General features: G+C 68.3%; 10 protein-coding genes and 1 riboswitch. Of the genes, 7 read left to right on the top strand and 3 right to left on the bottom strand.

The features are described from left to right. The first annotated feature begins 57 nt into the window (after positions 1-57). The 6 genes from KF730_RS09985 to lexA all read left to right on the top strand — a co-directional run bounded on the left by KF730_RS09985 (position 58) and on the right by lexA (position 8,170). On the top strand, positions 58-1,152 hold the full coding sequence (locus tag KF730_RS09985; RefSeq protein WP_294094462.1) for a GSCFA domain-containing protein: 1,095 nt from the start codon (positions 58-60) through the stop codon (positions 1,150-1,152). Further along, positions 1,149-2,675 (top strand): hypothetical protein, encoded by a 1,527-nt coding sequence (locus KF730_RS09990; protein WP_294094465.1) that lies wholly within the window; start codon positions 1,149-1,151, stop codon positions 2,673-2,675. Before KF730_RS09985 ends, KF730_RS09990 begins: the two co-directional genes overlap by 4 nt. A 91-nt stretch (positions 2,676-2,766) precedes the next feature. After that, positions 2,767-2,980: riboswitch (cobalamin riboswitch) on the top strand. 109 nt (positions 2,981-3,089) lie between these two features. Then, positions 3,090-5,399 (top strand): 5-methyltetrahydropteroyltriglutamate--homocysteine S-methyltransferase, encoded by a 2,310-nt coding sequence (gene metE / locus KF730_RS09995; RefSeq protein WP_294094468.1) that lies wholly within the window; start codon positions 3,090-3,092, stop codon positions 5,397-5,399. 5 nt (positions 5,400-5,404) lie between these two features. Beyond that, positions 5,405-6,181, top strand: coding sequence for a hotdog domain-containing protein (locus KF730_RS10000; RefSeq protein WP_294094471.1), 777 nt, complete (start codon positions 5,405-5,407; stop codon positions 6,179-6,181). A gap of 60 nt (positions 6,182-6,241) precedes the next feature. Continuing rightward, on the top strand, positions 6,242-7,429 hold the full coding sequence (gene glp / locus KF730_RS10005; RefSeq protein ID WP_294094475.1) for a gephyrin-like molybdotransferase Glp: 1,188 nt from the start codon (positions 6,242-6,244) through the stop codon (positions 7,427-7,429). 57 nt (positions 7,430-7,486) lie between these two features. Next, entirely contained in the window at positions 7,487-8,170 is a 684-nt protein-coding gene (lexA, locus tag KF730_RS10010) for a transcriptional repressor LexA (RefSeq protein ID WP_294094477.1), read from the top strand. A 28-nt stretch (positions 8,171-8,198) separates the two neighbouring features. Here lexA and KF730_RS10015 read toward each other — a convergent pair whose 3' ends face one another. The 3 genes from KF730_RS10015 to KF730_RS10025 are packed head-to-tail and all read right to left on the bottom strand — an operon-like array spanning position 8,199 to position 11,871. Continuing rightward, on the bottom strand, positions 8,199-8,837 hold the full coding sequence (locus KF730_RS10015; protein WP_294094480.1) for an EF-hand domain-containing protein: 639 nt from the start codon (positions 8,835-8,837) through the stop codon (positions 8,199-8,201). Positions 8,838-8,897: 60 nt separating this feature from the next. Continuing rightward, on the bottom strand, positions 8,898-9,740 hold the full coding sequence (bla, locus tag KF730_RS10020) for a subclass B3 metallo-beta-lactamase (protein ID WP_294094482.1): 843 nt from the start codon (positions 9,738-9,740) through the stop codon (positions 8,898-8,900). Further along, the gene (locus KF730_RS10025) at positions 9,673-11,871 is read right to left on the bottom strand and encodes a ComEC/Rec2 family competence protein (RefSeq protein WP_294094485.1); all 2,199 of its coding nucleotides are present in this window, start codon (positions 11,869-11,871) and stop codon (positions 9,673-9,675) included. Before KF730_RS10025 ends, bla begins: the two co-directional genes overlap by 68 nt. A gap of 61 nt (positions 11,872-11,932) precedes the next feature. Here KF730_RS10025 and gltX point away from each other — a divergent pair, with 61 nt between their 5' ends. After that, positions 11,933-13,339 carry a glutamate--tRNA ligase gene (gene gltX / locus KF730_RS10030; protein ID WP_294094487.1) on the top strand — a complete coding sequence of 469 codons (1,407 nt, stop codon included), beginning with the start codon at positions 11,933-11,935 and terminating at the stop codon, positions 13,337-13,339. Positions 13,340-13,366: the final 27 nt, after the last annotated feature.

Below are 13,366 nucleotides of genomic sequence, written 5' to 3' on the forward strand. Positions count from 1 at the left end.
CTTGTTAGAGGATCGCCCCTAGCGTCGAGCCGAGGTTCATGGCTGGAAGGTGCCCCGATGGCTGACATGCCGTCATTCCCCTATTTCTCGGTTCCCAGGGAAGCACGCTGGGGGAAGTCCGTCGCCGGCCGCGCCCCGCGCGAGATCGATCCGCACAGCGGCACCCGCCTGCGCATCGCCCCGACCGACAAGATCGCCTCCGCCGGCAGCTGCTTCGCGCAGCGCATCTCGGAATCGCTCCAGGCCAGCGGCTATAATTATTTCGTCACCGAGGAAGGCGCGCCGTTCCTCTCGCCCGAGCGCCGCCGCGACCTCAACTACCGCATCTATTCCGCCCGCTACGGCAATATCTACACCGCGCTCCAGCTGCTCCAGCTCTTCCACCGCGCCTTCGATCGCTTCGCCCCCGCCGAGCCGCTGTGGCAGCTTCCCGAGGGCGGCTGGGTCGATCCGTTCCGTCCCTCGGTCCAGCCCGGCGGGTTCCAGAGCGAACGGGAATGCCTGAACGACCGCGCGTCGCATCTCCGCGCCGTCCGCCGCATGTTCGAGGAAGCGGATGTCTTCGTCTTCACCCTCGGCCTCACCGAAGCCTGGCTCAGCAAGGAGGACGGCGCCGTCTTCCCCGCCTGCCCCGGCTCGCCGCTCGGCGGCGCCTTCGATCCCGCCGCCCATGTCTTCCACAATTTCAGCGTCGCCGAAGTCACCTCGCATCTCGACCAGTTCGTCGCCGAGTTCGCCGCGGTGAACCCCGCCGCCCCGATTCTCCTCACCGTGTCGCCGGTCCCGCTCCTCGCCACCTATGAGCAGCGCCATGTGCTCCAGGCGACCACCTATTCGAAATCGGTGCTCCGCGTCGCCGCCGAGGAGGCGGTCCGCAAGCACCCGCACGTCCATTATTTCGGCTCGTACGAGATCGTCACCGCCACCGGCGACAGCGCCGCCTATTTCCTCGAAGACCGCCGCGCCGTCTCCGACGCCGCCGTCGCCCATGTCCTCGAATGCTTCCATCGCCAGTTCACCGGCGCCGAAGCCCCGCCGTCCGCCACGAACCGCGATCCGCTCCCGCTCGCGCCCGCATCCACCCGACCGATGTGCGACGAAGAGCTGGTCCTCGCCGCCCTCGCCGCCCAGAATCCCGGCGCCCGCCAGTGACCATCGAGCCGCTCGGCGCGGTCTCCCCGATCCACATGATCGGGGAAAGCCACAGCCTCGTCTTCAACAATCTCCTGTTCCGCGCCGAGGAACGGACCTTCCTCTGCCGCACCCGCTTCCTCGCCACCCTCAAGGCCGCCGACTATCTCGCCGGCGGCAATCTCGACACCGGCTATGCCGAGGCGCTGATCGCCGAGGGCATCCTCGATGCCGAGCTGCGTCCCGCCTTCCTCCACGCCGAGCCGTCCGCCGCCTTTCTCGCCGGCGCGCCGATGCTGGCTCCGCCGATGGTGTTGTTCGCCGGCGATCTCGATCTCCACGGCCTGTTCCGCCAGCTCGGCAACGCCTATGATTTCGTCCTGCCCGACGATCCCCATTTCGGTATCGACGCGGCGAAGCAGAGCATGGCCCATGCAGATATCCACGCGCATATCGCCGCCTGCCTCGCCCCCTTCCTCGATGCCGTGCGGATGCTTCAGGGCGTCGGCTTCAGCCGGATGATGATCCACTGCCTGCCCCCGCGCACCCCGGACGCCCAGGCCGCGTCGAACTGGACCGGCGGCGCGATCATCGACGCCCCGATCCGCGCCAAGCTGACCCTGCTCGCCAACCGTCTCCTCGCCGATTTCTGCGCCGAGACCGCCATCCCCTTCATCGACACCTGGCCCGAGCTCACCGAAGCCGGCCTGCTCCGCCCCGAGTTCGAGCTCGACGGCTGCCACGTCAACCGCGCCTCGGCGCTGGTCTCGCTGGACAAGATCGCCGCCACCCTGCGCGATCGGACCGCCAACATCGCCAATCCCATCCGCTACGGCCATGCCGCCCGCCAGGCCGAGCGCCATGCGCCCTCGGAAGCCCATCCCGAATACCCGCTGCGCTGGGCCCAGACCGGCCTCGTCCACGACCAGCTCGGCGCGGATGCCCTCGCCCGGCTCTCCGCCGGCCTGACCTTCGATCGCACCGGCAATCCCCAGGCCCGCCCCGACTGGGTCGGCAGGCCGCGCGCCGGCCAGCCCGGTATCACCCTCGCCGAACCCGCCGGCACCTGGCTGACCCACGCCGCCCGGATCTTCAGCCAGGGCCAGGCCGCCGCCCTGCTCCACGCCGGCTCCAGGCGCGATCTGACCGTCGCCAGCGCCCGCCCCATCCGCTACGCCGCCAACGCCACCGCCACGCCCCTGCCCGCCCCACCCGGCACCCGCCGCGCGATCGTCATGCTGTCGGCCACCGACCGCCTGACCTTCACCACCTCCGAAGGCACGCCCGTCGCGCCTCCGCCCACCGGACACGGCACCCTGATCGTCTACGACCCCGAACGCCTCCACGTCGAAGTGAACGCCGGCACCGAAGACATCGACCTGATCGAACTGGCGATAACCCCGCGCCTGTCGGGCCAACCGTTCCGCGTGACATGGGCCGGCCATTGCGACTGGCCCGCCGATCCGTTCCTCTATTCGGTGGCGGACATGAAGGCCGCGCCGGAATTCCCGGAAGCCATCTTCCGCGAGCGCTCGCGGCGCTGAAAACCGGCTCGGAACGCCAAACCTCAGCGGCACCCGCACTCCTAATATAAAGAATTCTTTATATCCCGATTGACGCCGCGCTCGCGAAGGCGGATACCGGGCCCGTCAAGGTTCTCCGGCCGGGCTGATCCGCGCCGGAGCTAAGACGGGAAGCCGGTGCGCCTTCATGGGCAAAGCCGGCGCTGCCCCCGCAACTGTAAGCGGCGAGCGGCGATCCAATCATGTCACTGGGGTTCGCCCCGGGAAGACGGATCGACCGCGCTGACCCGCGAGCCAGGAGACCTGCCTTCGACGCCATAACGTCCACCGGCGGGGTGCCCGGTCTGGTCGCTTGCATGCTGCGCGGCCGGTTGCGGTCGCGTGCCTGTTTGTGCCTGGCCCGGCGCTTCGCCCCATTCTTCGGGGTTGAAGAACATGACTGTCACTGTTGCCACATTGGGTTTCCCGCGCATCGGTCCGCGCCGGGAGCTGAAATTCGCGCTCGAGAAATTCTGGAGCGGCAAGACCGGCGAGGCCGAATTGCTCGAAGCCGCGGCCGGGCTGCGCACCGCCACCTGGGCGCGCCAAAACGGGCTCGGAGTCGATTGGCTGCCGTCCAATGATTTCTCGCTCTACGACCATGTTCTTGACACCAGCGTGATGCTGGGAGCGGTCCCGGCACGGTATGCGGCGGCCGATGGCCAGGCCGATCTCGCCACCTATTTCGCGATGGCGCGCGGCACCACCGGCGGCGGCTGCGGCCATGCGCACGGCACGGGTTCGGGCAGCGTCACCGCTGGCGAGATGACCAAATGGTTCGACACGAACTATCATTACATCGTGCCGGAGATCGAGCCGGGCCAGAAGCTGGCGCTCGGCAAGAGCAAGATCGTCGATGAATATCGCGAGGCCAAGGCGCAGGGCTATGAAACGCGTCCGGTGCTGCTCGGCCCGGTCACCTGGTTGAGCCTGGCCAAGGGCCAGGGCGTCGATCCGTTCGACCTTCTCGACGAGGTGCTCGGACTGTACAATGTCATTCTCGGCCATCTCGCGCATGAAGGTGCCGAATGGGTGCAGATCGACGAGCCGATCCTCGTCACCGATCTGAGCGAGCAGCAGCGTCGCGCCTTCACCCGCGCCTATGCCCGGCTCGCGCGATCCGGCCCGAAGATGATGCTGACCACCTATTTCGGCGGCCTTGAGGACAATCTGGGCTTCGCCGCCGCGCTTCCGGTCGCCGGCCTGCATGTCGATCTCGTGCGGGCGCCGGAGCAGCTCGATGCGGTGCTGAAGGCGGTACCGAAAACGCTGCTGCTCTCGCTCGGCGTGATCGACGGCCGCAATATCTGGCGTGCCGATCTCGAGGCGCTGCTCGACTGGATCGAGCCGATCGCGGCGACGCGTGACCTGGTGCTGGCGCCATCCTGCTCGCTGCTCCATGTGCCCGTCGATCTCACCCTCGAACCCAGGCTCGACGACGAACTGAAGCAATGGCTGGCCTTCGCGGTGCAGAAGATCGCGGAGCTCGACCTGCTCAAGCGCGCGCTCAACGATGGCCGCGCCAGCGTGGCCGGGCAGCTCGCGGCCTCGGCTCAGGCCGCCGCGAATCGCCGCACCTCGACCCGCATTCACGATCCGCTGGTCCAGGCCCGTATCAGCGGCGTCACCGCCGCGATGCGCGAGCGCCAGGCCGGGCATGCCGAGCGCATCCGCGCCCAGGCGGAAGTGCTGGGCCTGCCGCTGTTTCCGACGACCACGATCGGATCGTTTCCCCAGACCGCTGAAGTCCGTCACGCCCGCGCCGAGCATAATCGCGGCAATCTCGACGATGCCGCCTATCAGCAGTTCCTGCGCGAAGAGACCGCGCGCGCGATCCGCTGGCAGGAGCAGGTCGGGCTCGACATGCTCGTCCATGGCGAGTTCGAGCGCAACGACATGGTGCAGTATTTCGGCGAGCAGCTCGCCGGCTTCGCCTTCACGGTCAATGGCTGGGTGCAGAGCTATGGCTCTCGCTGCGTCCGCCCGCCGGTTCTCTATGGCGATGTCTCGCGGCCCGAACCGATGACCGTTGAATGGTGGCGCTATGCGCAATCGCTGACGGACAAGCCGATGAAGGGCATGCTCACCGGTCCGGTGACGATCCTCAACTGGAGCTTCGTCCGCGACGATCAGCCGCGCGAAGCCTCCTGCCGCCAGATCGCGCTGGCGATCCGCGACGAGGTGACCGATCTCGAACGGGCCGGCTGCAAGGCGATCCAGATCGATGAAGCCGCCCTTCGCGAGGGTCTGCCCCTTCGCAAGCGCGACTGGCAGCATTATCTCGACTGGGCAGTGGATTGCTTCCGGCTCTCGGCGGCGGGCGTGGGCAACGCCACCCAGATCCACACCCATATGTGCTATTCGGAGTTCAACGAGATCCTGCCCGCGATCGGCGCGATGGATACCGACGTCATCTCGATCGAGACCGCGCGATCGCAGATGGAGCTGCTCGAAGGCTTCGCAGAGTATCGTTACCCCAGCGCGATCGGGCCGGGCGTCTACGACATCCATTCCGCCCGCGTGCCCGGCGAGGATGAGATGGTCGCGCTGATGCGGCTCGCCCAGCAGCATCTCGCCCCGGCGCAATTGTGGGTGAACCCGGACTGCGGGCTCAAGACCCGCCGCTGGGAGGAAGTGAAGCCCGCGGTCGAGGCGATGGTCGCCGCCGCCCGCGCGCTGCGCGCCGAAACGCTGGCCGAGGCGTAAGGGAGATGGCGGAGACGAAGGCCGCTGGCGAGCCGGTGCAGCTCATCGACATGGTGTTCCCCGGCGACTCCAACCACCACGGCACGCTGTTCGGGGGCGTGGCGCTCGCGCATATGGACAAGGTGGCGTTCCTCGCCGCCAGCCGCCATGGCCGGGCGCCCTTCGTCACCGCCGCTTCCGACAAGATCGATTTCGCCGCGCCCGCGAGGGCCGGCGACATGGTCGAGGTGACCGGCCGCGTCGTGCGGGTCGGCACCAGTTCGCTCGATGTCGAGGTCGAGCTGGTCGCCGAAGCGCCGGTTTCGGGCGAGCGGCGGCTGTGCACGCGCGGCCGCTTCACCCTGGCGGCGGTGAAAGGACCGGAGACGCGGTTGCCATTGCCGCCGCTCGTGGAAGCGGCAGCCGGGCCCGAAGGCTGGCTGCGGATGGCCGAGATGGTCTTCCCGTCACAGACCAATCATTACGGCACGCTCTATGGTGGCGATGCGCTCAAGATGATGGGCAAGGCCGCCTTTATCGCCTCCACCCGGCACGCGCGGGCGGTAATGGTGATGGCGGCCTCCGATCGCATCGATTTCGTCTCGCCGATCCGGCAGGGCGAGATGGTCGAGCTGGCCGCACGCGTGGCGATGACCGGGCGCAGTTCGGTGCGCGTGGATGTCGAGCTATGGGCGGAGAACCTCCTCGATGGGGAACGGCGTCACGCGGCGACGGCACGCTTCACCATGGTGAGCGTGGACGCGAATGGGCGGGCGCTGATGTTTGGCGGCGGGGACCGTTGAGCGGATGATGCATATTACCGCCCCTTCCCCCCGGCCCCGCGCTCCCCTACTCCTCACGCGATGCCCGCTCCCCTGCTCCCCGTCGCCGAGGCCCAGTCCCGCCTCCTCGCGCTCGCCACCCCGCTCGCCATCAAGCAAGTCCCCCTCGCCGACGCCGCCCATCGCTATGCCGCCGCCGGCATCGTAGCCCTGCGCACGCAGCCCGCCGCCGATCTCTCGGCGATGGACGGCTATGCGATCCGCTTCGCCGACCTGCCCGGCCCGTGGCAGGTCATCGGCGAAAGCGCCGCCGGCCGCGGCTTTGCCGGCGAAGTCGCCGCATCCCAGGCCGTCCGCATCTTCACCGGCGCGCCGCTGCCCGTCGGCACGGACACTGTCCTTGTCCAGGAAGAAGCCGCCCGCGACGGCCCGCGCCTGACGCTCGCCGGCGCGGGCCCGTCCACGCCCGGCCGCAATGTCCGCCGCAAGGGACTCGATTTCGCCGAGAGCGAGACGCTGATCCGCGCCGGCCAGCGCATCACGCCCGCCGCGCTCGCCCTCGCCGCTATCGCCGGTCACGCAACGCTCCCCGTTCGCGGCAAGGTCCGCGTCGCCATCGCCGCCACCGGCGACGAGCTTGTCGCGCCCGGCACGCCGCTCGCCGCGGACCAGATCCCCGAGACCAACCGGCTGATGCTCACGGCGCAACTCGCCGATCTGCCGGTCGAGATCATCGATCTCGGCATTCTGTCCGATGATCTGGATGCCCTCACCGCCGCCTTCCGCGCGGTCGATGCCGATCTCCTCGTCACCAGCGGCGGCGCCTCGGTCGGCGATCACGATCTCGTCCGCCCCGCGCTCGAAGCCGCCGGCGGCTCGATCGACTTCTGGCGGATCGCCCTGCGCCCCGGCAAGCCGATGCTGGCCGGCCGCCTCGGGCGTGCGTTCGTCCTCGGCCTGCCCGGCAATCCGGTCTCGGCCTTCATCACCACCATGCTGTTCGTCCGCCCGCTCGTCGCGCGCCTCGCGGGCGCCGCCGATCCGCTGCCGCGGACCCGCATCGTCCCGCTCGGCGAAGCGCTCGCCGCCAACGAGGCCCGCACCGATTATCTACGCGCCGAAATCCGCGATGGCCGCGCTTTCGCCTCGACGATCCAGGATTCGTCGATGCTGCGGACCCTCGCCCGCGCCGACTGCCTGATCCTCCGTCCGCCGCATGCCCCGGCCGCCAAAATCGGCGACTCGGCGGAAATCCTACAGATCGCTTGACAGCGCCGCGGAACATTGCATAAACGTTCCTCGTCTGTTCCAGACGGGAGAATTTGGATGCTCACGCGCAAGCAGCACGAGCTGATCTGCTTCATTGCCGACCGCCTCAACGACACCGGCGTGTCGCCCTCGTTCGAGGAGATGAAGGAGGCGCTCGATCTCAAATCCAAGTCGGGCGTGCACCGGCTGATCTCGGCATTGGAGGAGCGCGAATTCATCCGCCGCCTCCCCAACCGCGCCCGCGCGCTTGAAGTGTTGAAGGTGCCGGAGCGCGGTGCTGCGCCAAAGTCCGCGGCAGCTTCGCCAACCTCCGCATCAACGACTATTTCGTCCTCGGCGCCCTTGCCCGCGCCCGCCAACGACGTCATCGAAATCCCCCTCCACGGCCGCATCGCCGCCGGCACCCCGATCGAGGCGCTGGAGGGCGCGTCGATGCTCCCGGTGCCCGCCGCCCTGCTTGGCTCGGGGGAGCACTATGCCCTTGAAGTTGCCGGAGATTCCATGGTCGAGGCCGGCATTCTCGATGGCGATTACGCGCTTATCCGCCGCACCGAAACCGCGCGCGATGGTGAGATCGTCGTCGCCCTGATCGACGATGCTGAAGCGACGCTGAAGTATTTCCGCAAGGAGGGCGCGATGATCCGCCTCGACCCCGCCAACCGCGACTATAACCCCCAGCGCTACCGCCCCGATCAGGTGCGCGTGCAGGGAAAGCTCGCCGGGCTGCTGCGGCGTTATTGAGATTGCGGGCAGCGGGCGTCCGCTGCCCTTAGTCGATAAATTCGGTGAAGCTGACCCGGCGGTCGCCGTTGCTGTCGAGATCGTGGAAAGTCGCCCGGTCGGGCGGCGTTCCGATGAACGTCATCCGCAGCGGCGCGGCATATTCCCCGGCATCGAGCAAACCGTCACCGTCCTCGTCCAACGCATCGAACCCGCGCCGCAAGGACGCGATGGCGTGCGCCGCGAACTCCTTCCGCGTCACCAGCCCGTCGCCGTCACGGTCGAGTACCGCAAAAGCGGGCACCTCGCGGCAGATCGCGAAGGAACGCGGACCGTTGCCCAGCCAGCCGCGCTTGAGCGGCAGCGCTAGCGCGACCGGACAACGCGTTTCCCCGCCCGGGACCTCGGCCTGGGTCACCACGCCATCGCCATTGCGGTCCAGTTCGTCGAAACCCGCGCCATAATCGGGCCGCGCGGCGACCGGGCTCATCACTACCGCCAATGCGAGCAAGGCGATAACCGCCAGCGGCCCCGCTATACCGTGCCGCGCTCGGCCATGCCCCTCGACAAATCGCCGGATCGCGTCGCTCATCGTCACGCCATCGGCCCGGCAGCGCTCGGCGAAAGCCGTTTTCGCCGCGAACGGCAGCCGCACTTCGATCGTCTCGCTCTTCTTGGAACTGGTCATGCCCGCAATCAGCCACGCCTCGCGCCGCGCGCAAAGCAAAACCTTGTCCGGACAGGATTATCAGCGCTTCTGCGCCGCCAGCTCCTTCTCGAATCCGGCCTCCGCCGCCTTCGCCCGCCGCCGCAGCTCACCCGGATCGACAAAGGCGTTTTTATCCCCCGCCACCAGCCGTTTGCGCTTCGCTTCCATGTCGAAGCCGGTCGGGTGAAAGTTCAGGAACACATCCGCCTTGATCGCCTTCAACTTGGCGAAGGTCGCACGGAAATCGCTGACCGCCGCGTCATACCCCTTGCCCTTCACCAGCGGCTGATCGGCCACGGTGATGCTGCATGCGAAGATTATGTCGTGCCCACCCGCCCGCATCGTCCAGCTCGTGCAGCCCTTGGTGTGCCCCGGCGTCAGATGCGTGGTCAGCGTCGTCCCGCCCAGCGTGATCGCCTCGCCATCGCTGAGCAGCGCATCGACCCGCACCTTGGGGAACGGGCCGAGATCGGACCGATAATCGACGCTTCCCGCCTCCAGCGCCGGCATGTCTGCCGCGCTCGCCAGCAGCCGCGCGCCGGTCAGCCGCTTTAGCTCGGCCAGCCCGCCGCTATGATCCCAATGCGCGTGGTTGATCAGCAGGATCTTCACGTCGTCGAGCCTGAAGCCGAGCCTGGCGATGTTCGCCACGATCTGCGGAACGCTCTCCTCCATCGCGCCGTCGATCAGGATATGCCCCTCGGGCGTCGTGATCAGATAGGCCGCGATGCCGGCGGTGCCGACATAATGGACGTTCCCCGCGATCGTGAACGGCGTCACCGGCGCGTTCCATTCCCTGCGGACCTGAACCCAGTCAGTGTCCTGCGCGGCGACCGGCGCCGCCAGCCCCGCGAGCAGCGCCGCCGCGATTGCGCGTTTCATTATCGCTCTCCCTTTGTCCTGCAAATGGCGGCTGGACGGTCGGCGGGTCAATCCACGGATGCGACGAGCCGCGCCGCACGGTCGTCAGGCGCCCGCTGGCGAAAGCGATCGCCACACCGCCGGTCCGTGCCAGCCCCGGCCGATCAAGCTTCAGCCAGCGCGGCGCGCAGTCCGGCGGCAGCCGCCGTTCGCTGACGATCACGTCGGACCAGACGCAAAGCCGCATCATCTCGCGCCACGGCACCAGATAATTGCTCCGCGTCGCCGTCACGCGCCAGCGTCGCGCGCCCGCGCGGTGCTCGACCACGCACAGATCGGGGCTGCAACGGGCATCGGGCGCGTCATCGAGCGCGGCAAGTTCGTCGTCCTCCCCGCCATTCTCGCCGAGCATCGAGCGCGTGTAATCGCCCGCCCGATCGCGCAACAACGCCATCCGGCCATCCGCCATCCGGATCGCCAGATGCCGTCCGTCGCCGGTCACCAGCAGATCGGGGGCCGGCGTCAGCAGCGCCCAGACCGCTCCTGCAAGCAACGGCACGCCTCCGGCCCAGCGCGCCCGCGTCCGCCACAAGGCGATCCACAACCCGCCCGCGATCATCAGCGCAAACGCCCCGTCGGGCATCGCCGGCAACGACGCCACCGCGCCCGGCGCTGAGGACGCCGCATGCGCCAGCCATAACAGCAGTTCGAGCGACTTGGCGGTCAGCCACCATGCCGGCGCGCCTAGCCCGGCCAGATCGAGGAACAGCGCCAGCGCCTCGAGCGGCATCGTCACGAACGTCGTCAGCGGGATCGCGATGATATTAGCCAGCGCGCCGTAAATCCCCTGCTTGTGGAAATGGTACATGCCGATCGGCATCAGCGCGAGCTCGACGGCGACGCCAGTGAGCAACAACGAGCCCAGCGACCGCCCAAGCCGCTTCGCCCCGCCTTCCTCACGCCGCGAGAACCAGCCGCGCACCCTTGGACTTTCGTGCAGGGCGACGATCACCGTCACCGCCGCGAAACTCAGCTGAAAGCTCGGCCCGGCCAGTGCCTCCGGCCATAATAGCAGCACGATCAGCGCTCCCGCCGCGACCAGCCGCAGCGTCAGCGCCTCGCGCCCGACGCTCAGCGCCAACAGCACCAGCAGCGAGGCGACGCATGAGCGGACGGTCGGTACGTCCGCCCCGGTCAGCAGCGTATAGCCGATCGCCGCCACCGCCCCCGCGCCCGCCGCGATCAACGGCAGCCGCCAGCGCAGCGCCAGCGTCGGACTCAGCGACAGCAACCGCAGCACCAGCAGCATCGCCGCGGCCGTCACCGCAGTGACATGCAGCCCGCTCACCGACAGCAGATGCGCCAGTCCCGAACGCTGCATCGCTTCCGAATCCTCGTCGGTGATCGCGCCACGGTCGCCGGTCGCCAGCGCGCTGGCGATCCCACCCGCGCTTCCGGCGATGTTGCTCTGGATATGCGCCGAAAGCCGCGCCCGCAGGTCCGCCCCCACCGCCTCGCCCGGCTTCACCACCGTGACCGGCGCGAAACCCCTGCCCGTCGCTCCGAGCTGCGAAAACCACGCGACCCGCGCGAAATCATACGCGCCGGGCACCGAAGGCGGCGGTGGCGGCATCAACCGCGCCCGCAGCCGCAGCATAGCACCTCGCGACAACCCGCCAGGCACATCGCGCTCCGCGAGATTGATCCGCACCCGCGGCGGCAGATCCGCGCGCGCCAGAGCGAGCGTCACCCGCACCATCTCTCGCGCCGGCAGACGCTCGATCCGCTCGACGCGCCCCTCCAGCGACACCACCGCCGGCCGTGCCAGCACCGGCGCCGCGACACTGTCCGCCCGCCACCACACCAGCGCGCATCCGACGGCCGCGGCGAGCCCCGCCACCGCGACCACACGCGCCGTCCTGCCGTTGCCCGAAGCCGCGATCCCCGCCAGCGCGACCGCCCCGGCTCCGGCAATGAACCCTATCCACCGCCCCGCATCGGACAGCACGAACCACGCCGCCATACCGGCGCCCAGCATCACCGGCAGCCACAGCACCAGTTGCTCGCGCTCGGTCTCCAGCCAGCGCTCCAGCCCGTCGCACCACTGGCGCAGCCGCCGCCCCACCCCAATTTGTAGGGAGCCAAACCCCATGCTAGGGGCGCGATCACCGGCTGGAATGGCCATCGATTTACAAGTCTGGGAGCACGCGCGCGTGAGCGCAAACGAAGATACCGCCACGCCGGTCGTAACCCGCTTTGCCCCGTCGCCGACGGGCTTTCTCCACATCGGCGGCGCCCGCACCGCCTTGTTCAACCTGCTCTTCGCGCGCCATCACGGCGGCAAGTTCCTGCTGCGCATCGAAGATACCGATCGCGCCCGCTCGACCCAGCCAGCGATCGACGCGATCCTCGACGGGATGCGCTGGCTCGGTCTCGATTGGGACGGCGACGTCACCTATCAGTTCGCCCGCGCCGATCGCCACGCCGCGGTCGCGCACGAGATGGTCGAGAAGGGCGCGGCCTATCGCTGCTACCTCACCCAGGACGAACTCGCGGCGATGCGCGCGGAGGCCGAAGCTTCCAAGAAGCCGCTGCGAATCCGCTCGCCCTGGCGCGACAAGACCAATGACAGCGACGCGCCGTTCGTGGTCCGCCTCAAGGCGCCGACCGAAGGCGCGACGACCATCCATGATCTCGTCCAGGGCGAGGTCACGGTCCAGAACAGCGAGATCGACGACCTCGTCCTGCTCCGCTCAGACGGCACGCCGACCTATATGCTCGCGGTGGTGGTCGACGATCACGACATGGGCGTCACCCACGTCATCCGCGGCGACGATCATCTCAACAACGCTTTCCGTCAATTGCCGATATATCGCGCAATGGGCTGGCCCGAGCCGCGTTACGCGCACATTCCGCTGATCCACGGCAGCGACGGCGCCAAGCTCTCCAAGCGTCACGGCGCCCTCGGCGTCGATGCCTATCGCGACGAGATGGGACTGCTTCCCGAAGCGGTCTCCAACTATCTGCTCCGTCTCGGCTGGGGGCATGGCGATGACGAGATCATCAGCCGCGATCAGGCGATCGAATGGTTCGATCTCGGCGGGGTCGGAAAATCACCAAGCCGGTTCGACCAAAAGAAGCTGGAGAACCTCAACGGTCATTATATCCGCCAGACCGACGATGCCGCCCTTGCCGATCTGGTCGCCACCCGCCTGCCTTTCGAACTCAGCGAATCGCAGCGCGACCTTCTGCGCCGCAGCATGGGCGCACTGAAGCCGCGCGCGGCCAATCTCCTTGAGTTAGCCGATGGCGCCGGCTTTTTGTTTCGCACTCGCCCACTGGAAATGGACGCCGACGCATCGGCTCTGCTAGAGGGTGATGCGCGGGCGCGCCTGACCCGGTTGCACGCCGCGCTTGACGGCGTCGCGGACTGGGATACGGAAGCGCTCGAAGCGGCGGTACGCGCCGTTGCGGACGATGCGGGTCTCAAGCTCGGCGCTGCCGCGCAGCCATTGCGCGCGGCGCTCACCGGGCGAAAGACCTCGCCGGGCATCTTCGACGTTCTGGCGCTGCTGGGACGCGAGGAAAGCCTGGGCCGCATCGCCGACCAGATGAACTGAGCCGGCCCAAGCCGGAAAGAATAAGGA

The sequence above is a fragment of the Sphingomonas sp. genome (assembly GCF_019635515.1).
GTDB lineage: Bacteria > Pseudomonadota > Alphaproteobacteria > Sphingomonadales > Sphingomonadaceae > Sphingomonas.